Origin of the sequence: Edaphosphingomonas fennica, assembly GCF_003034225.1 — a bacterium.
Lineage (GTDB): Bacteria > Pseudomonadota > Alphaproteobacteria > Sphingomonadales > Sphingomonadaceae > Sphingomonas_E > Sphingomonas_E fennica.
Genome location: NZ_PHHF01000054.1, coordinates 108,103 through 129,215, shown reverse-complemented (window position 1 = coordinate 129,215; position 21,113 = coordinate 108,103). Strand labels below are relative to the sequence as shown.

Genomic DNA, 21,113 nt, shown 5'->3' with positions numbered 1-21,113 from the left:
CCTTGTGAGGCAGCCGGAAATCGGGCCATTGTCCGCCGCCACAAGGCCCGCCCACGGGTCGATGAAAAGGGATGATCGATGCGCTTCGGATTTTTCGCCACCGCCCTCCTGCTCGCCTCCGTGGCGCTGCCCGCTCATGCGGCCGCGCCGGCAAAGGGTGATCCGGCGCAGGAAAAGGCCGCGCTCGATCTGCTGGTGAAGTCGATGGGCTTCCGCACCGTCCAGGGCCAGGGGCAGGTTCCGGCCTATGCCGAATATCTGTCCGGCGTGCTGAAGGCCGCCGGCTTCCCGGCCGAGGACGTCGTCGTCACGCCGCGCGGCGAAACCGCCACCCTCGTCGCCCGCTATCGCGGCACCGGCAAGGGCAAGCCGATCCTCCTTTCCGGCCATATGGACGTGGTGGAGGCCAAGCGCGAGGATTGGGAACGCGATCCCTTCGTCGCCGTCGTCGAGAACGGCTATGTGTATGGCCGTGGATCGGCGGACAACAAGGCCGGCGTCACCGTCATGGTGGAAACGCTGGCCCGGCTGAAGCGCGAAGGCTTCCGCCCCGGCCGCGATCTCATCCTCGCGCTTTCGGGTGACGAGGAAACCGATATGGCCACCACCGCCGCCCTCGCCCAGGAACTGAAGGGCGCGGAGCTGCTGCTCAACAGCGATGCCGGCGGTGCGCTGCTGGATGAGGAAACCGGCAAACCCACCGTCTACGGCCTCCAGGCCGGCGAGAAGAGCTATGCCGATTTCCGCATCGCCTTCACCAATCCCGGCGGCCATTCCAGCCGCCCGTCCAGCGACAATGCGATCTACGATGTCGCCCGCGCGATCGATGCCGTTGCCGGCTATCAGTTCCCCGCGCAGATCAACGAACTGACCCGCGCCACCCTGAAGGCGGCCGCCGTCGATGCCCCCGCCCGCACGGCCGATGCGATGAAGCGTTTCCTCGCCAACCAGGCCGATGCCGATGCCGTCGCCACCCTGTCCGCCGATCCCGAATGGATCGGCACCATCCGCACCACCTGCGTGCCGACCATGCTGGAAGGCGGCCACGCCCTGAACGCGCTGCCGCAATCGGCGGCGGTGATGGTCAATTGCCGGATCTTCCCCGGCGTCTCGATCGATACGGTCAAGGCGAAGCTTGCCGAGCTTGCCGGCCCCAAGGCGAAGATCACCGTGCTCGGCGACCCTGTCGCCAGCGATGCCTCGCCGCTGCGGCCGGATGTGATGGCCGCCGTCCGCAAGGCGATAGACGCCCGCTCGCCCGGCCTGCCGATTGTGCCGCAAATGTCGTCGGGCGCCACCGACAGCGTATATTTCCGCGCGCTCGGCATCCCGAGCTATGGTGTCGGCGTCACCTACATGAAGGCCAGCGATGATTTCGCCCACGGCCTCAACGAACGGGTCACGGTGGAATCGATCAACGGCGGCCTCAAGCAATGGTATGTCCTGCTCAAGGAACTGGCGAAATAAGCCGCATTCTTCCTGACAGGGCCATCGCGCGATGAGCCGCCGCCACGATGCGCTCGTCATCGGCGGCGGCCATAACGGGCTGGTCTGCGCCTTCTACCTCGCCCGCGCGGGATTGAAGGTGCGGGTGCTGGAACGGCGCGGCATCGTCGGCGGGGCCGCCGTCACCGAGGAATTTCATCCCGGCTTCCGCAATTCCACCGCCAGCTACACGGTCAGCCTGCTCCAGCCGCAGGTGATCGCGGACATGCGGCTCGCCGATCACGGCTATCGCGTGATCGAACGGCCGATCAGCAATTTCCTGCCGCATGACGGCGGCTATCTGAAGCTGGGTGGCGGCGCCGATCGCACCCGCGCGGAATTCGCCCGTTTCTCCACCCATGATGCGGATGCGCTTCCGGCCTATGAAGCCGCGCTGGAAGACGTCGCCACGCTACTGCGCAAGCTCGCCCTCCGCGCCCCGCCCAATGCCGGCGGGGGCTTGCGCGCGCTGCTTGCCGCGGCGGCACAGGGCCGCCTCGCCGCCGCCCTGCCGCTCGACCGCCAGCGCGACATGCTCGACCTGTTCGTGAAGAGCGCGCGCGACTTCCTCGATGGCTGGTTCGAGAACCCCTATGTGCAGGCCGCCTTCGGCTTCGATGCCGTGGTCGGCAACTATGCCAGCCCAGATACGCCGGGCTCCGCCTATGTCCTGCTCCACCACGTCTTCGGCGAGGTGAACGGCAGGAAGGGCGCCTGGGGTCATCCGGTCGGGGGCATGGGCGCGATCACGCAGGCGATGGCCGCCGCCTGCGCCCGGCACGGCGTGGAGATCAGCCTCGACGCCCCCGTCGCCCGCCTGCTCGTCGATGGCGGGCGCGTCGCCGGCGTCCGGCTGGAAAGCGGGGAGGAAATCACAGCCCCGATCGTCGCCGCCAATGTCGGCCCGGCTCTTCTCTACCGCCGCCTCGTCGACCGGTCCGACCTCCCGGCCGATTTCGCCCGCCGGATCGATCGCTACAAGACGGGATCGGGCACCTTCCGCATGAACGTGGCGCTGTCGGATCTGCCCGATTTCACCGTTCTGCCGGGCCGGGAGGCCGCCGATCACCACCGCTCCGGGATCATCATCGCGCCCACGCTCGATTATATGGACCGCGCCTACGCCGACGCGCGGGCGCACGGCTGGTCCCGCCAGCCGATCGTGGAGATCACCATCCCCTCTACCGTGGACGACAGCCTCGCCCCGCCCGGCTGCCATGTCGCCAGCCTGTTCTGCCAGCAATTCGCCCCCACCCTGCCCGATGGGCGCGATTGGGACGGCGAGCGGGAGGCGGCGGCCGATCGCATCATCGCCACCGTCGATGCGCATGCCCCCAATTTCAAGGCTTCAGTGATCGCCCGGCAGATCCATTCCCCGCTCGATCTCGAACGGAAGTTCGGGCTGGTCGGCGGCGATATCATGCACGGCCACATGTCGCTGGACCAGCTATGGGCCGCGCGGCCGATGCTGGGCCATGGCGACTATCGGGGGCCGATACGGGGGCTCTACATGTGCGGCGCGGGCACGCATCCGGGCGGCGGCGTCACCGGCGCCCCCGGCCACAATGCCGCCCACGCCATCCTCGCCGATCGATCGTTCCCCGCCCGCCTGCTGGGGCGGCGGTCAGGGTAGCCGCGCCTTGGGGAAGCCCTGCCAGCAATCGTCGTAATCGGGCTGCAGCTCGGCCAGCTCCAGCGCCTGCGTCGTCGGCGCGAACGGCCATCGGCTCTCGAACATGAAGGCCATCGTGCCTTCGATATGATGGGGCTGGAGCACCGCCTCGCTCGCCTTCACCCATGTCGCAAGGTCCGGCCCGTGGCTCGCCATCAGATTGTGGATGCTGAGCGCGCCGGGCGCGAAGCCGTCCGCCTTGGCGTCATAGGCGCCGTGGATCAGCCCCATGCACTCGCTCATCACATTGCGATGGAACCAGGGCGGCCGGAACGTATCCTCCGCCACCATCCAGCGCGGCGGGAAGATCACGAAATCGCAATTGGCGGTGCCCGGCGTGTCCGAAGGCGCGGTCACGACCGTGAAGATGGAAGGATCGGGATGGTCGAAGCTCACCGTGCCGATCGTGTTGAACCGCGCCAGATCATATTTCCAAGGCGCGAGGTTGCCGTGCCAGGCCACCACGTCGATCGGGCTGTGGTCCAGCGCGACCGCCCACAATGCGCCCCGGAACTTCTGGATCAGCTCGAACGGCTCGTCCCGATCCTCGAACCGGGCGACGGGCGTCAGGAAATCGCGTGGATTGGCAAGGCCGTTGGACCCGATCGGCCCCAGTTCCGGCAGGCGGAAGGCATGGCCATGATTTTCGCCGACATAGCCCCGGCCCGCGCCATCGGGCAGTTCGGCGCGGAAGCGCACGCCGCGCGGCACCAGCCCGATCTCGCCGGGCGCAAGCTCCAGCAAGCCCAGTTCGGTCAGCAACCGCAATCGCCCCTGCTGGGGCACGAACAGCATTTCGGCATCGGCATTGAAGAAGGCGCGCGCCTTCATGTCGCGATCGGCGCGATAGATGTGCACCGTCACCCCGTCCATGCCGGCGGGGTCGCGGTTCGACGCCATGGTCGTCATGCCGTCGATCAGGTCCACGCCTTCCTTGACGGAACTAAGCGGAGACCAGCGCATCCGATTGGGCGGCAGCGGCCGATCCCACCCGGTCGGCGCGAAGGCCGGCGCACCGGCATAGGGCCGGTAGGCGCCGTGCATCCCGCTCGGCCGCAGCCGATAGAGCCAGCTCCGCCGGTTCTCCCCGCGCGGCGCGGTGAAGGCGGTGCCGGAAAGCTGCTCGGCATAAAGGCCGAAGGCCGGCCGCTGCGGGGAATTCCGCCCCTCGGGCAGCGCGCCGGGCACCGCCTCCGTCGCGAAATGGTTGCCGAAGCCGCTCAGATAATCGGGCATTGCCGCCTCCCCGGCCTGAACGCTCAGGCCTCCGCCTTCACCGGGATCACGCCGCGGCGGATCTGGTCCAGCTCCAGGCTTTCGAACAGCGCCTTGAAATTGCCCTCGCCGAAGCCTTCGTTGCCCTTGCGCTGGATGATCTCGAAGAAGATCGGTCCCACCATATTCTCGGTGAAGATCTGGAGGAGGATACCGCCGCCTGTTTCCGGCGCGCCATCGATCAGGATGCGCCGCTTGCGCATCTCCTCCACGTCATGGCCATGGCCGGGCAGCCGCTTGTCGATCATGTCGAAATAGGTGTCCGGGCTGTCCTGGAAGCGCACGCCGTTGGCGCGCAGCCTGTCCACCGTGGCGAAGATGTCGTCGGTGGCCAGCGCCAGGTGCTGGATGCCCTCGCCCTTATATTCCTTCAGGAATTCCTCGATCTGGCTGTGCTCGTCCTGGCTTTCGTTCAGCGGGATGCGGATCTTGTCGTCCGGTGCCGTCATCGCCTTGGAAAACAGGCCGGTCGCCTTGCCCTCGATGTCGAAATAGCGGATCTCGCGGAAGTTGAAGATCCGTTCGTAGAATTCCGCCCAATGGGCCATCCGCCCGCGATTGACATTGTGGGTCAGGTGGTCGAGCGTGTGCAGCCCCACCGATCGCGCATCGCGCACGGCACCCGGCACCGGCTTGAAATCCACGTCGTAGATTTCCTGCGCACCGTAGCGATCGACCAGATAGAGGTTCGATCCGCCGATCCCCTCTATCGCCGGGATGTTCAATTCCATCGGCCCCACCGGCCCTTCCACCGGCTTGGCGCCCCGCTTCACCGCTTCCTCGAACGCCCTGGCGGCATCCTTGACGCGGAAGGCCATGGCGTTGGCGGATGGGCCGTGCGCCGCGCGGAAATCGGCGACCTGGCCCGAAGGCTCCATGTTGAGCAGGAAATTGATGTCGCCCTGGGCGTAGCGGCGGACATTCTTGGATCGGTGGTCGGCCAGATGGGTGAAGCCCATCGCCTCGAACAGCCCGGCCAGCGCCTGCGGGTCCGGCCCGGTGAATTCCACGAACTCGAACCCGTCGAGCCCGAGCGGATTGTCATGCGCCTCGGTCATCACTCTCACTCCTGAAACAGACCGATATCGTATCAATGGAAACTATATGTCGCAAGCCTCGGCGGCGGCCTGCACCCGCCGCAACAAGCTGTCCAACGCACCGCGTTCCCATTCGGCCAGATCGGCCAGCAAGCGGGCCTCCATCGCCAGCGCCTCGGGCGCCACGGTCTCGTAGAGCGCGCGGCCCTCCGCCGTCAGCGCCAGCCGGTGCGATCGCTGGTCGGCCGCATCGGCCGCCCGCGCCACGAAACCGCGCGTTTCCAGCGCCTTTGCCGCCCGGCTCACCGTAACCTTATCCAGCTTCGTCCGCTCGACGATACCGCGCGGGGCCAGCGGCTCGCTTTCCCCCAGGATCGCGATCACCCGCCATTCGGCGATGCTGATGGCGAAGCGCCGCTGGTAGAGCGTGGCGATCACCGCGCTTACCGCATTGGTGGCGACGGACAGTCGATAGGGAATGAAACTATCGAGATGGAGCGCGCGATCGGTCATGGGCCTTATCATGCCCGATCCGAAATCATGTTTCAAACGAAACGATATTGCTGGCAATCGGCGCGCCACGCCATATCACGGCCTTCGACAGCCACCGGCCGTTTCGGTATCGTATCGCGATTCGCCGGAACGAAAGCCGGCCGGGTGACGGGGTCGCAACCGCATCGAAAGGATTTGCCTCCATATCCGGGCCGGCGAATCCGCATCAACAAGGGGCGTCGGGGACGGGGCATGGCCAGCGCCATAGCCCGCCACGACGGGGTGGGAGACGAAGTTGCGCGATTTTTACCGGGTCCGCTCGGCCTTTGCCGTGGGTGTGGCGCTCGCCTCGCTGATATCGCCGGCCCTCCTGTCGCCCGCCATGGCCGCGCCGGCCGATCGGCCCAGCCTTCAGGACAGCTTCCGGCTCGGCAGCGGACAAGGCGTGCTCTGCCAGGTCCAGTCCGCCACGCTCGACCCGGCGGTCAAGGGGATGTTCGACCGCGCCTACGCCATCGTCTGCCGCGATGCCGCCACGCCGGTCGGCCGCCTCTACGCGCTGCGCACCCAGGGCGATGATCCCGCCGCCCGCCTGCAGGCCATCCGCCAGGATCGCGTCGCCTGCCCCGCCCCGGCCACCGTGCGCAAGGCCGACCTTGCCGATGTCGGCGCGGTCGACGTCACCGATTGCAGCCTTGCCGGCAGCGATGTCGGCTACCGCATCTATGCGGCGCCGCGCGGCCGCACGCTCTATGTCGCCGAAGGGCTGGCGGGCTATGACAGCGCGCTCGCGCTCGGCCTGCGCACCATCGTCGCCGATCGCATGATCGAGGGAACGGTCGACGTCGCCACCACGGCCGTGTCCGATCCCGCCGCCTTCGCCCGCGTCCAGGCCGGCGCGCTCGATCTCGATAGCGCGCTGGCGGAGGGGTATCGCCGCAACAACAGCGGCTCCTATGCCGAGGCGGCCGAATTCTTCGATGCCCTGTTCCAGCGCGCCGAAGGCGGCCGCATCAGCCAGGCCGCGCTGGGCGAATATGTCGTCAACCGCGCGCTCCAGAAATCGAACCTGGGCGAATTCGCGGAGGCCGACGCTCTCTTCGTCCAGGCGGGGATGATCCCCACGTCCGATCCGGTCCAGCTCCGCCTGCGCCGCAATTTCCAGGCGATGCACCTCATCAACCAGCGCAAGCTGGCCGAGGCGTCGGCCGTGCTCGATCGCCCGCTCGCCCCGGTCGGCGCGACCAACGCCGCCGCCACCGTCGCCGGCCAGATCGACGCCGAGGCCGCGGCCGAGCTGAACGGCGGCGCGCCGCTCGTGCGCCAGATCGGCGGCGGCCAGGCGGCGGCGCTCACGCCCGTGGAAAAGGCCGCGATCCTCGATGCGCAGGCCCTCCAGCTTCACGGCACGATCCTCCGGCTCGATGGCAAGCCCGATCCCGCGCGCGGCGCCTTCACCGAAACCCTGGCGCGGCTGACGGCCATTCGCGGCGGCCGCGTCAGCTCGATCACCCGCCTGCGCACGCAGACGATGGCGGAGCTTTCCGCCGTCGCCGAGGCCGAGGGCAATCAGGGGGAGGCGGAAACCCTGCTGCGCGACGGCCTCGGCCTGCTCCGCGCCGAATATCCGGGCTCGATCGCCGTATCAGCGGCGGAAGCGCGGCTTGCCGCTTATTATGTCCGGCGCGGGCGCGACGACGCCGCGCTCGATCTCTATCGCGGCGTCGTCCGCTCGGTCACGTCGAGCGGGGCGAGCGCCACCGGCTTCGAAAATCTCCTCGCCCCCTATTTCGGCCTGCTGGCCCGGCTGATCCCGGAACGGCCGGCGCTGGTGGAGGATTTCTTCCTCGCCAGCGAAACCCTCGTCCGGCCCGGCGTCGCCGACACCCAGGCCGTGCTCGCCCGCGAACTCAGCGGCGGCAGCGACGAAGCCGCCCGCCTTTTCCGCCAGGCTGTCACGCTCACCCGCGATATCGAGCGCGCGCGTATCGAATATGCACGCCTGGCCGCGATCCCCGAGCCGACGGAGGATGATCGCGCCCGCATGGCCGCCTTGACCGCCCAGTTGCGCGGGCTGGAGGCCGATCAGGTGGCCACCCAGGCCAGGCTGGGCGAATATCCCCGCTATCGCGCGGTCTCGACCCAGGCGATGCCTCTGGCCGATCTGCAGAAAGCCCTCCGTCCCGGCGAGGCCTATCTGAAGCTGGCGGTCGTCGGCAACGCCGTCTACGGCATCTGGGCCACGCCGGATGGCGCCACCGCCTACCGCGCCGGCATCACCGCCGCCGATCTCGATCGCAAGGTCGATGCGCTGCGGGATACCATCTCGATCGAGGAGAATGGCGAGCGGCTGACCTACCCGTTCGATCTCAGGCTCGCCCGCCAGCTCTATCTCGATCTCCTCGGCCCGGTCGATGCCCGGCTGGCCGGTGCGCAGCACCTGATCTTCGAGCCCGCCGGCGCCATGCTCCGCCTGCCGCCCGCCCTGCTCGTCACCGATCAGGCCGGCGTCGATGCCTATTATGCGCGGATCAAGGCGCCCAGGGCGGACGATTTCGATTTCCGCGGCGTCGCATGGCTGGCGCGCAAGGTGGATATCAGCACCGCCGTTTCCGCCCGCGCCTTCCGCGATGTGCGGGGCGCCGCGCCATCGGCCGCGAAGCATGAATTTCTCGGCCTCGGCCAGAATGCGCCGATCACGCCCTTCCTGAAGCTCACCACCGTGCGGGGCGTCTCCACCGATGGCGCGGTGGATTGTGATTGGCCGCTGGCCGCATGGGACAGCCCGATCCAGGCGACCGAGCTTCGCACCGCCCAGACGATCATCGGCGACAGCGGATCGGCGGTCATCACCGGCGAGGCGTTCACCGATACCGCCGTCATGGGCCGGCAGGATCTGAACCAGTATCGCATCCTCCATTTCGCCACCCACGGCCTCGTCACCGCGCCCCGGCCCGAATGTCCGGCTCGCCCCGCGCTCCTCACCTCCTTCGGCGGGGCGAAATCGGATGGCCTGCTGACCTTCAAGGAGATTTACGATCTCCGCCTCGATGCCGATCTCGTCATCCTTTCCGCCTGCGACACGGCGGGCAAGGCGACGGTGGCGGCCACGCGCGAGGCCGGCGTCACCAGCGGCGGCGGCAATGCGCTGGACGGGCTGGTCCGCGCCTTCATCGGCGCCGGCGGCCGCTCGGTCCTCGCCAGCCACTGGCCGGCGCCCGACGATTATCGCGCCACCGAACGGCTGATCGCGGGCCTCTACCAGGCTCCGCCCGGCACCTCGGTCGCCTCGGCGCTCCGGTCCGGCCAGCTCGATCTGATGGCGGATGCCACCACCTCGCACCCTTATTATTGGGCCGATTTCGTCATCATCGGCGACGGCGCCCAGCCGGTCCTGAAATCGCGCTGATCGCCATGGCGGCGCCCGATCAGCCCGCCCCCGCGGCGACGGGCGGGATCGCCCGCAGGCTGCGGCGCGTTTTCCGCCGCATCGGCCCGTGGCGGATGGCGATCACGCTCGCCTTCCTCGCGCTCGCCATCTTCATCGCCCGCTATAGCTGGGAAAAGGTGCCGATCGCCGCCGATATCGAGCGCATGCTCTACGATATCCGCGCGACCTCCACGGCCCCGCTTGCCGAGCAGGACGATCGCATCGTCATGGTCGTGTTCAACGATCAGACCCTGATCGAGACCGGCCGCCGCTCGCCGCTGGATCGCGTCACGCTGGCCAAGGCGCTGGCGAAGCTGGACCGGATGGGCGCCAGGGCGATCGGCATCGATATCCTGATCGATCAGGCGACGCCGGAGGATGCCGGCCTCGTCGCCGCGTTCAAGGCGATGCGCACGCCCACCCGGCTCGCCTTCGTCTCGGCCGCCACCAATCCCGATTATGTCGAATATGGGCAGGAGGAATTCCTCCGCGCCTTCCAGAAATCCATCGCCGGCGGCGCGGTGGAGCCGGCGAGCGTCCTCCTCGAATCCGATCTTACCGACAATGTGATCCGCAGCTGGCCCAACCAGCCGGCCAGCCTGCCGCCGCTCCTCGCCAACGCGCTCACGCCCGTCCACCCCGAGTTTCGCAACTATACCGGCGCCGTCCGCTTCCGCGCGCCGCTCGATCCCGAACGGCCGGTCTTCGCCAAGCTGCCGATCCAGCTCTTCAGCGGCGATTTCCCGGAAGACGTGCTGCGTCAGCAGATCGCCGGCCGCTACGTGCTGATCGGCGGCGACATCTTCGATGTCGATCAGTTCGAAACGCCGGCCACCCGCATCCGGGGCGGCACCACCATCGGGCTGGAAATCCACGCGAACATGCTCGCCCAGTTGCTGGACGGCGCGCTCTATCGCGGCGTGCCGGGCTGGATATTGTGGGCGGCGGCGATCCTGGTCGTGGTGATGGGCGGGCTCACCAGCATGCTCGACGTGCGGCCCTGGCTGCTCGGCCTGATCCTCCTCGCCCAGATCGCGTTGATCCTGCTCATCCCCTATTGGGCGCAGGCGAGCGGCATCGATACCCAGCACCTGCCGGTCTTCGGCTGGATCGCCGGCTGGTTCCTCGCCTTCGCCGCCGTCGGCACCGCGGCGCGCGCGGTGGGATCGGAGCAGCGCCGCTTCGCCCAGTCGGCGCTCGGCCGCTATCTGCCGCGCGATGTCGCCAGCCTCATCCTGCGCGATCCCGACCAGCTCGCGCTCCACGGCGAGAAGCGGGAGATCTACGCCCTCTTCACCGATCTCGAAGGCTTCACCAAGCTCAGCCACGCCATCGCGCCGGAAATGGTGGCCACCCTCCTCAACCGTTATCTCGACATGCTGAGCGATATCGTGCTGCGCCACGGCGGCACGATCGACAAGTTCGTCGGCGATGCGGTGGTGGCCTTCTGGGGCGCGCCGATCGCCCGCCCCGACGATGCCGATCGCGCCGTCATGGCGGCAATCGCGATGTATGAGGCGGGGGAGGAATTCCGCCGATCGGTGCCGGAAGGCGTGCCGCCGATGGGGCGCACCCGCGTCGGCCTGCATTTCGGCGAGGCGATCGTGGGCAATTTCGGCGGCGAGGGCCGCATCCAATATACCGCGCTCGGCGACAGCATGAACGCCGCCGCGCGGCTGGAAAGCGCGAACAAGCAGCTCGGCACCGCCGCGCTGGTGAGCGAGGCCGTCGTCCGCCGCACGTCGGCCGTTCCCTTCCGCCCGATGGGCCGGGTCACGGTGCGCGGCCGATCGACGCCGTTCGCGATCTTCGAGCCCGTGCCGCATCTCGACGGCGCGGTTGTGACATCCCTCACAGCGTCGGTCGCGCGCTTCGACCAGGGAGAGACGGCGGCGCTCGCCGAACTCGAGCGCTATGCTGCGGACCATCCCGAGGATGTGGCCGTCGCCAATCTGATATATCGTCTGCGCAAGGTGGGACCGGGAGGAAATTTTGTTCTGGATTGATACAGTTAAGCCGCCCACGGCAATGGCCGTGCTGATCGCGGCCATGCTCGCCGTCCCGGCTTCGGCCGCCACGCTCGTCGTCCGGTCCAGCGGCCCATCGGCCAAGGCCTATCCGGCCGGCCGCCAGCTCGCGGACAACAGCCGGATCTCGCTCCAGGCGGGCGACCAGGTCGTCATCCTCGACAGCCGCGGCACCCGCACGCTGAAAGGCCCCGGCACCTTCAGCCCCAACCTCGCCACCAACCGGCCCAGCGATTCCCGCGAAACCTTTGCCGAGGTTTCCAGCCGCCGCGCCCGGCCGGGGGCGACCCGCGCCGTGCCCAAGCCCACGGAGGCAGCGGCGGAGCCCGATCGCAGCCCCAACATCTGGTTCGTCGATGTCGAACGGTCGGGCACGGTGTGCATCGCCGATACCGATGCCGTCACGCTCTGGCGCCCGGCCGGCACCGCCGCCGCCGCCACGCTCACCAACGTCGCCGATGGCAGCAGCGAGAAGATCGAGTGGGCCGCCGGCCAGTCGCGCAAGGCCTGGCCCGCCTCGCTCCCGGTCAGGGATGGCGCCAGCTACAGGATCGCCTGGGACGGGATGAACCTGCAGGGCGAGCTGCGCTTCGCGCTGCTCGATCCGGTTCCCGCCGGGCTGGAGGACATGGCCTCCCGCCTCATCACCAAGGGCTGCGAGGCCCAGCTCGATCTGCTGATCGAAACGGTGGCGATGCCGGAGGCCGCGGCCAGGCCGAAGGGATGATGGTTATCGCCCGCTTGTCGCTTGAAAAGCGGGGGGTGGGCTGATAGCCGCAGCGCCGTCGATCCGGGCCAACCGGTTCCGAAGGGGGCGATCTTCGTCATCGCAGGCATTTCCGGGCGGCCTCGTCGCCGTCGCCCGGCACGCGGCCGGACACGCCGGAAAGGCGGGCGCCGCACGACAAAGCGCAAGGGGAGCGCGCATGAAGTCCTTGGGTAGGTCCAACGCATCCTGTTTCGTCCTCGCGGGCCTGCTGGTTTCCGGGGCACCGGCGGCCGCCCAGGTCGCGCCGCCGCTTCCGCCGGGCGCCATCCCCGGCGCGCCGACGCGGGAGGAGATCGAACGCGCGCCCACCGCCCCCGTGGCCCGCCCCCCCGCCCGCCTCACCGTGGAAGGCGGGATCGAGCGCGCACCCTGCCCGCTGGCCGGCGATCGCTTCAAGGATATCAGCGTCACCCTGTCGGCGGTCCAGTTCGATAATCTCCGCGTCGTGCCGGCGGAAATGCTGCGGCCCGCCTATGAAGCCTATATCGGCCGCACCGTGCCGATCGCCGCCGTGTGCGAGATACGCGATGCCGCCGCCACCATCCTGCGCCGCGCCGGCTATCTCGCCGCCGTGCAGGTGCCGCCGCAGCGGATCGAGAACGGCGTCGTCCATTTCGACGTGCTGATGGCGAAGCTGGTGGCCGTCCAGGTGCGCGGCGATGCCGGGCGGTCGGAAAAGCTGGTCGCTTCCTACCTCGAACGGATCAAGGGGCAGGAAGCGTTCAACGAGAAGGAGGCCGAACGCTATCTCCTCCTCGCCCGCGATCTTCCCGGCTTCGATGTCCGCCTCACGCTGCGCCCGGCCGGCACGGTTCCGGGCGAGGTGATCGGCGAGGTCAGCGTCCAGAAGACGCCCTTCGTGATCGATGCCAGCGTCCAGAATTTCGGCTCGCACGAGGTCGGCCGCTGGGGCGGCCAGCTTCGCGGCGAATTCTATGATCTGCTGGGCCTGGGCGATCGCGCGATCATCGGCTTCTACGCCGCGCCCGAATGGGACGAGCAGCGCGTCCTCCAGCTCGGCTACGACATGCGGATCGGCAGCGAAGGGCTCACGCTGGGCGGGCGCTTTACCTATGCCTGGTCGGAACCCGATCTCGGCGCCTCGGTGAACGGGCGGATCAAATCCGAAACGCTCGTCGCCGGCCTGGAAATGGCCTATCCGGTGCTGCGCCGGCAGAATGTGAACCTGCGGGCGGCAGGCGGCTTCGAATATATCGATCAGGATGTGCGCTTCGGCGGCGGCAGCGGCGGGCTGCTCCCCCTCACCCGCGATCGGCTGCGCGTGGCTTATGGCCGCGTCGATTTCGACATGATCGATCGCACCAGCCTCGCCAGCGTCGCCGGCTATAGCGTCGCGGAGCCGCGCTGGCGCTTCGGCGGATCGCTGGAATATCGCATCGGCCTCGACATCTTCGGCGCCAGCGACGGCTGCGGGGCGAAGCCCTACCTCGCCTGCTATCTGAACGGCGCCGTGCCGCCGAGCCGGGTGGAAGCCGATCCCACCGCCTCGCTCGTCCGCTTCAGCGGCTTCGGGGAATTCCGCCCCATGCCCGCCCTCGCCTTCACGCTTTCGCCGCGCCTGCAATATTCGGGCAGCGCGCTCCTGAGCTACGAGGAATATTCGGCCGGCAACTATACGATCGGGCGCGGCTACGATCCGGGCGCCCTGATCGGGGACAGCGGCGCCGGCTTCCAGGCGGAGGTGCGGATCGGCCACATGGCCCCTCGCTCGCGGGACGATCTCGCCTTCCAGCCCTTCGCCTTCTTCGACAAGGCGTGGATCTGGAACCGGCACCAGCCGGTGGCCCCGCTCCATGCCGATCCCCAGCAATTGTCCTCGGCCGGCGGCGGCGTGCGCTTCGTCTATGGCGATCGCGCGCGGCTGGATGTCACGCTCGCCAAGGCTTTGGAGAAGATACCCAGCGGGCTTTCCGAACGGCGGCCCGACGCCCGCCTGCTGATATCGCTGACGACGCGCCTCTTTCCCTGGTCGCGATGATGGGAGCCATGGGGATGAAGCGCCATTCAGAAGGAAAGAGGTTGAACATGTCCGCCATGGTCCTTCAGCCGAAAGCATCGCGGCCGCGCCGCCCGCTCCTCTCCTCCAGCGCGATCGCGGCGATCGCGGCGGCGGTGGCGCACGGGCCGGCGGCGGCGCAATCCTTCCAGGGCGGCGTGATCTCCTCCACCCCGGGCGTGACCGTCAACAACGGCATACCCGGCCAGACGACGGTCACGGTCAACGCCCCCAGCGCGATCATCAACTGGCGGCCGGACGACAATGCGGCCGGCGGCGCGCCCATCGAATTCCAGCCGGCCGGCACCTCGGCCACCTTCCAGGGCGCGAGCGACTTCACCGTCCTCAACCGCATCCTTCCCGATGGTGCCGCCGCCGGCCGTTCCGTGCTGCTCAACGGCAATATCGGCAGCAGCGTGGATGGCGCGCGGGGTGGCGCGGTCTGGTTCTACAGCCCCAACGGCCTCATCATCGGCTCCCAGGCCACGATCGACGTCGGCAGCCTGCTCCTCACCACGCGCGATCTGGCCGATGCCGATTTCCTGGACGGGAACGGCATCTACAATTTCGGCGCGGCCGATAACAGCCGCTCCACCGTCACCATCCAGCCGGGCGCGCAGATCGACGCGCGCTACGATTCCGGCCTCGGCGGCGCCTATGTCGCCGTCGTCGCGCCGCGCATCGCCCAGGGCGGCAGCGTGCGGGTCGACGGATCGGCCGCCTATGTCGCCGGCGAACAGGCGCGCATCACCATCAATAACGGCCTCTTCAATATCGAGGTGCAGAGCGGCAGCGCGGTCAACGCCGGCACGGCAGGCGACGATGTGACGCTCTCCCACACGGGCTCCACCACCGGACCGGCCTCCAGCGGGGCCGGCGATCCCCAGTCGATCTACATGGTGGCCATTCCCAAGAATGTCGCCGTCACCATGCTGGTGGGCGGCACCGTCGGCTATGATGCGGCCTTTGCCGACGTCCAGAACGGCACCGTCGTGCTTTCCGCCGGATCGAACCTCGATAGCAGCGGCAATCCCTCCACCGGCCCCGCCAGCGGCGTCGGCGCCGGCATCCGCGTCGAAGGCGGAACCTTCACGTCGCAAACCGCGCTATATGCCCGCACCGATGCGCTGGTCTCCACCGCCGGCGGCCCGCTTGCCTTCGATCAGGGCTTGTCCGTCACCGCCGGCCGCAATGCCGTGCTGCAGGCGGGCGCCGGCGATTCCCTTACCGTCGGCGGCAACCTCTTCGTCTCCTCGCTCAATCGCGACGATGCCGGCGGCGCCCTGCGCGGCACGGCCGCCGTCGATGTCGGGGCAGGCGCCTCGCTTTCGGTCACCGGCGTCACCACCATCGATGCCTCCATTTTCGATTTCGGCAACGTCCAGGGCGGCACCGCGCGCCTGACGGGGGCAAACGGCGCATCGATCGATACCCAGTCGCTGTTCATCCGCGCCGGCGCCGACAGCTTCGATGGCAGCGCGCGCGGCGGCGATGCCCTCCTCTCGCTCACCGGCGCCACGCTCGATGCCGGCGATATCTTCATATCGGCCGGTGCCAGCGGCGGCACCGAAGATATCGCCGCGGATGCGTTCGGCGGCAACGCGACCGTCACGCTCGCCAACGCCTCGCTTTACGTTTCCGGTCAACTCTATGTCGATGCCAGCGGCTTCGGTGGCAATGCGCAGCAGAGCGGCGGCACGGGCGGTTCCGGCACGGGCGGCAATGTCCGCCTCTCCGTCACCGGCGCGGCCAGTGATATCCAGGTCGACGGCCAGATCAGCCTCGCCGCGCGCGGCGAAGGCGGCGGCAATGGCAGCGATAGCTTCGGCAACGGGATTACCGGCGGCAACGGCACCGGCGGCACCGCGATCTTCGATCAGTCGGCGGGCGCGCTCAGCGCCGGCGGCCTCCTGCTCGATGTCGCCGGCCTGGGCGGCAACGGCACGGATTCCGCCGAAACGGGCTTTACCGGCGGCTCCGGCGGCAACGGCACCGGCGGTTCGGCGGCCGCCACCCAGACCGGCGGCTCGCTGTTCCTCGGCGGGCTCGATGTCCTCGCCAACGGCATCGGCGGCTTTGGCGGCCGGGGTTTCGATTTCGGCTATGGCGACGTCATCGACGGCGGCGATGGCGGCAGCGGCGCGGGCGGCAACGCCACGGTGGCGGTCGGTGCGCTTTTCGCCGCCGGGTCGATACTCCTCGATGTCAGCGCCACCGGCGGCGAAGGCGGCCAATCCGATACCGGCATGTCCGGCAATGGCGGCAGCGCCTTAGGTGGCGGGGGGAACGGCACGGGCGGCGCCTCGCTCAGCTTCGCGGATGCCACGCTTTCGTCGCTCGGCTCGGTCGCGGTCCTCGCCGATGCGGCGGGCGGCTCCGGCGCGATGCGCGGCGGCGATGCGTCCGCCGGCCGGGCCGCTCTCTCCTTCCGGGATAGCGGCCTGGTCAACCTCCCCTCGGCAACGATCGACGTCAGCGCGCGCGGCGGAGATGCATCGGCCACCGGCGGCACGGCGGGATCGGCCACGGCCGGCAGCGGCGCCTTCACCGCCAGCGGCAGCTCCATCTCGTCGCAGGCATTCTCGTTTGCGATCATTGCGCGCGGCGGCGACGCCTTCGACGTCGGCCACGGTGGCGACGCCACGGGCGGCTCCATGGAATTCCGCCTCGCGGATGGCGATCTCTCGCTCGGCGGCGGGCTCGATATCCAGGCCGATGCCGGCGGCGGCTCCGGCCGGTTCGGCGGCAGCGGCCAGGGTGGGCGGGTTGCGGTCGATATCGATACCGCCACGCTCACCCTCGGCAGCAATGGCGGCATCCTGCTCACCGCCGACGGCACGGGCCGGGGCATCGGCAGTTCCACGGACTTCACGTCCGACGACATTGGCGGCAGCGCCACGGGCGGCACCGTCAGCCTCCGCTTATCAAACACCACCCAGTCCGTCGCCCGCGGCGTGACGCTCAGCGCATCTGCCGAATGCGGCTCCAGCGGCGGTGCCGGCGGCGGCGGATCGGGCGGCGACATCAGCCTCGCGCTGGAAAATGGCGCGTTCCTCGATATCGGCAACGGCCTCGTCTTCGATGCATCCGCCCGTGGCGGAGACGGCACCGTCGGCGGCGCGGCGGAGGGCGGCGATATCAGCCTCGCGCTGTCCGGCAGCGCCCGCCTGTCGGCCGCGATGGCCATCGATCTGGATGCCACCGCTTATGGCGGCATCGGCGGCTATGCCGGCAATGGCGGCGACGCGCGGGGCGGATCGATCCTGCTCGATATCGCCGCCGCATCGGCGGAAAGCTTGATCGATATCGGCTACGGCATCGTGGCTTATGCCGATGCCTATGGCGGCGGTTCGACAGGCCAGACCTTCTCCAGCGAAGGCTTCGGCGGCACCGGCGGCAGCGGCACGGGCGGCGACATCCGCGTCAACCTCGCCAGCGGCGGCATCGGCTCCGCCTTCTCCAGCACCTTTTCCGCCATCGGCAGGGGCGGCAATACCGCCAGCAACAACGGCAATGCCGGCACGGGCATGGGCGGCAATATCGAGGTGAGCCTTGCCGGCGGCACCTTCGCCTTCGCCGGTCTCAGCCTCGACACGGCGGGCATCGGCGGCAATGCCGGCGAGTCCGGCTATGGCGACGGCGGCGATGGCGGCGCCGGCACCGGCGGCATCGCCGCGCTGCGGATCGGGCCGGGCGGCGTGCTGCAGACCGATTATCTCGACATCATCGCCAGTGGCACCGGCGGCGACGGATCGGTGGGCGATCTCGCGGCCGCCGGCACGGGTGGCGCGGGCCGGGGCGGCACGGCGTCGCTCCTGATCGAAGGCGGCGCCTTCAGCGGCATGGGCATAACCGTCTCCGCCGATGCCGATGGCGGTTCCGGCGGCGGCGCGTTGGGCGATGCCCCGGCCGGCATCGGCGGCGCCGGCACCGGCGGCTCCGCCACCTTCCGCCTCGCCGGCGGTACCGTGGAAGTCTCGGGCGCCACCGTCAGCGCATCCGGCAATGGCGGCTTCGGCGGCTATGCCAGCGGAACGGGCACGGGCGGCGCGAACGGCGGCGCCGGCACCGGCGGCACGGCCAGCCTGCGGGTCGAATCCGGCAATCTCGCCGCCGGCTACCTCTCGGCGATCGCCGATGCCCGGGGCGGCTATGCCGGCTACGGGATGTTCGATGGCCCGCGGGCGACGGGCGGCGCGGCCCAGGGCGGCTTTGCCGAGCTGACGCTCCAGCCCGCAGGCGCCGTCACCGCCGACATGTTGGAAATCTCGGCCGGGGCCACCGGCTATGGCTCGCCATATTCGCTGGTCGGCGATGCCCGGGGCGGCACCGCGCGGATCGCCACCTCGGGCGGTTCGCTTGCCATCGGGTCGGGCCTGTCGCTCAGCGCCGGCGCCTCGATCCGGGGCGAAGGCGGGGCCGATCTCGACGTGATCGGCGGCACCGTCAGCTTCAGCGCATCCAACGGCACCGCGATCGATTACGGCCCCGGCTCCCTCACGCTCGATGCCTCGGCCGCGATCCTCCCCGGCGAAGGCAGCGGAGAAGGCGAAGGCGGCGAAAGCGGCGAAAGCTTCGTCTTCGCGGCCGCTGCCGCAGCCGGCAATGTCGTAGGCGGCAGCAGTTCCCTCACCCTCGACGGCGTCATGCTGAACCTCACCGGTGATCTCGTCCTCGACGGCGGCAGCGGCGCGGCCACCGAAGGAGCCGCCGCCCAGGGCGGATCGGTCGCGCTCGCCGTGCGCAACGGCGGCCTGCTCACCGTGGGCGGCGGCGCAACGCTCAGCGCGATCGGCGGGGACGCCGCATCGGGCGGCACCGTCGCCGTCAATGTCGACAACGGCACGATCCGCGTTGCGGACAGCACCGCGATCACCTCGGGCGGCGATGTCGTCTTCGCCGCCAGCGGCACCGGGCTGTTCGACGTCGGCGGCGATCTTGCCGTCGTCGCCGGGAACGACATCAGGTCCAGCCACGCCCAGCCCGCCGATCCGGTGGATACGATCCGCGCGGCACGCGCCAGCTTCCAGGCCGGCGGCGACGTCGATCTCGGCAATGGCACCATCGTCAATGCCGGGGCGATCGACATGACGGCCAACGGCGCGGCTTCCGCCTCCACCCTGCGCGCGCAGGGCGATATCGCCATCGCCGCGGCCACGATCGCCATCGACACGCTGTCGGCCGGCGGCAGCATCAGTCTCGCGGCGGAAAGCGGCGATATCCGCATCACCAGCGATATCGCGGCGGGCGGCCCCATCGACCTTACCGGCGCCGGCATCTACCTCCGTTCGCAACGCGACCTCAGCCTCGCGGGCCTGCGCGCCACATCCGGCGATATCGATATCGGCAGCACCGGCACGCTGGATCTCGCCAATATCGAAGCCAGCGGATCGATCCGCCTCGACGGCACCGACATCAGCCTCGTCGATGCCCGTGCGGGCGACAGGATCGTCCTCACCACAAGCGGCTTCGCCACGGCCACGGGGATAGCCGCCACCGGCGATATCGACATATCCGCCCTCGGCGCGATCGACCTTGCCGGAGCCGATGCCGGCGGATCGATCCGCCTCGACAGCCGCGATGTCCGCCTTGTCGATGCCCGTGCCGGCAGCGCGATCGACGTCACCGCGCGCGGCCTCGCCACGCTGGACGGCACGATCGATGCCCGCACGATCAGCGTCGGTTCCTACGATATCGCGATCGGAACGGGACAGGGCGGCACCGCCCTGATCGGCCTCGATACGGATAGCATCACCCTCACCAATATCGGCGAGGGGATCAGCCATGTCGGCGGCGGGAACGCGGAAGGCTGGTCGCTTTCCAATGACGAGTTCGGCCGCCTGGCCGCGCACGACATCAATATCGTGGCCAATGGCGACATGGATGTCGGCCGCCTCGACGTGATCGGATCGGCCGGTGAGGATGGCGAGGCCGGCCGCCGCCGCAACCTGCTGGGCAGCGAATTGCAGCTGGGCGCCGGCGGCACGCTCCGCGTCGTCGATGCGATCTCGCTCACCGGCGCTGCCGACAGCGATCGGCTGGTCCTTGCGGCGAACGATCGCATCCTCGTCGATACCGCCACCGGATCGATCCGTATCGCCAACGCGTCCGGCGGGCTCGGCGGCACACTGGCGCTCGATGCCCCGACCATCTTCGTCGGCACCGCCCAGGCGTGGACGGATATCTCCGGCATGGCCGATATCAACGCCCGCAATGATCGCCTGGCCAACAGCGACGGCATCGACAATGCCGAAGGCTTCCTGCTGGCGCGGGGCATGGAATTCCGTGCCGGCCGGGGCCTCTATATCCAGAACAGCACCGCCGATGCCACGGCGGGCGGCGTGCGCGGCGGCTTCACCGTCGGCGAAGGCGGGCTTGCCCTCATCGCCGCCGGCCAGACCCCGGAAGTCGTCATCAACGGTCGCCAGGCGCTGGCGGACGGCACTTTCCTCACCGGCGAGGCGCTGGTCCGCACCGTGACTCTCCGGGGCGAGGGTTCGGGCTCGATGGCGGGCTTCCATCCCCGCTCGACGATCAACGGCTGCCTGCTGATCGGGCTTGCCTGCAGCATCGGAAGCTCGACCCCGATCGGCATTCCCCAGCAGGATGTGATCGCCGCGCTGGACCCGGACGAAGAGGACGGCGAAGGCGAATCCACCGGCCTTGTCCGCTCGCTCAACACGCCCGTCATCCAGTTCGCCGATGCCGCCGGCATCACGGCCGATCCGGTGATCGAACAGCCGGTTACCGGCGCCGGCAACGAGGATCTGTGGCTCGACACGCCCGATGGCGGCCTGGATACGGTCGGCCAGCAGGTCACCGGCACCCGCAAGGATGACGAGGATCAGGAAAAGCCCGGATCGGGCAAGGATCGCGGCCAGCACCAGCCCTGATCCCGGACTGCCCCTG

Annotated in this window: 10 protein-coding genes; 7 read left to right on the top strand and 3 right to left on the bottom strand. The window is 69.2% G+C overall.

The genetic code is table 11. From position 1 onward, the window contains the following. Window positions 1-78: 78 nt before the first annotated feature. Together CV103_RS13620 and CV103_RS13615 are read left to right on the top strand one after the other, a co-directional pair. Window positions 79-1,467, top strand: a complete 1,389-nt coding sequence (locus tag CV103_RS13620) for a M20/M25/M40 family metallo-hydrolase (RefSeq protein ID WP_107395229.1) — start codon at window positions 79-81, stop codon at window positions 1,465-1,467. A gap of 31 nt (window positions 1,468-1,498) precedes the next feature. Then, window positions 1,499-3,118, top strand: a complete 1,620-nt coding sequence (locus CV103_RS13615) for a phytoene desaturase family protein (RefSeq protein ID WP_070933979.1) — start codon at window positions 1,499-1,501, stop codon at window positions 3,116-3,118. On the opposite strand, the gene hmgA is transcribed toward CV103_RS13615, so the two are convergent. From hmgA to CV103_RS13600, 3 genes are read right to left on the bottom strand one after another with little or no spacing between them, the layout of a single operon-like run. Further along, entirely contained in the window at window positions 3,110-4,393 is a 1,284-nt protein-coding gene (gene hmgA / locus CV103_RS13610) for a homogentisate 1,2-dioxygenase (protein ID WP_107395228.1), read from the bottom strand. The two genes, CV103_RS13615 and hmgA, sit on opposite strands and share 9 nt — an antisense overlap. A 23-nt stretch (window positions 4,394-4,416) precedes the next feature. Next, window positions 4,417-5,490, bottom strand: coding sequence for a 4-hydroxyphenylpyruvate dioxygenase (gene hppD / locus CV103_RS13605; RefSeq protein WP_015457027.1), 1,074 nt, complete (start codon window positions 5,488-5,490; stop codon window positions 4,417-4,419). A gap of 42 nt (window positions 5,491-5,532) precedes the next feature. Then, window positions 5,533-5,982, bottom strand: a complete 450-nt coding sequence (locus CV103_RS13600) for a MarR family winged helix-turn-helix transcriptional regulator (protein ID WP_015457028.1) — start codon at window positions 5,980-5,982, stop codon at window positions 5,533-5,535. Between the two features lie 274 nt (window positions 5,983-6,256). Here CV103_RS13600 and CV103_RS13595 point away from each other — a divergent pair, with 274 nt between their 5' ends. From CV103_RS13595 to CV103_RS22485, 5 genes are all read left to right on the top strand, one after another. After that, entirely contained in the window at window positions 6,257-9,370 is a 3,114-nt protein-coding gene (locus tag CV103_RS13595) for a CHAT domain-containing protein (protein WP_107395227.1), read from the top strand. A 5-nt stretch (window positions 9,371-9,375) separates the two neighbouring features. Next, window positions 9,376-11,397, top strand: a complete 2,022-nt coding sequence (locus CV103_RS13590) for an adenylate/guanylate cyclase domain-containing protein (RefSeq protein WP_107395226.1) — start codon at window positions 9,376-9,378, stop codon at window positions 11,395-11,397. After that, window positions 11,384-12,145, top strand: a complete 762-nt coding sequence (locus tag CV103_RS13585; protein WP_070933982.1) for a flagellar basal body-associated FliL family protein — start codon at window positions 11,384-11,386, stop codon at window positions 12,143-12,145. Before CV103_RS13590 ends, CV103_RS13585 begins: the two co-directional genes overlap by 14 nt. Window positions 12,146-12,344: 199 nt before the next feature. Continuing rightward, window positions 12,345-14,186, top strand: a complete 1,842-nt coding sequence (locus CV103_RS13580; RefSeq protein WP_107395225.1) for a ShlB/FhaC/HecB family hemolysin secretion/activation protein — start codon at window positions 12,345-12,347, stop codon at window positions 14,184-14,186. Window positions 14,187-14,233: 47 nt separating this feature from the next. Beyond that, window positions 14,234-21,097, top strand: coding sequence for a hypothetical protein (locus CV103_RS22485; protein ID WP_107395224.1), 6,864 nt, complete (start codon window positions 14,234-14,236; stop codon window positions 21,095-21,097). Window positions 21,098-21,113 lie beyond the last annotated feature (16 nt).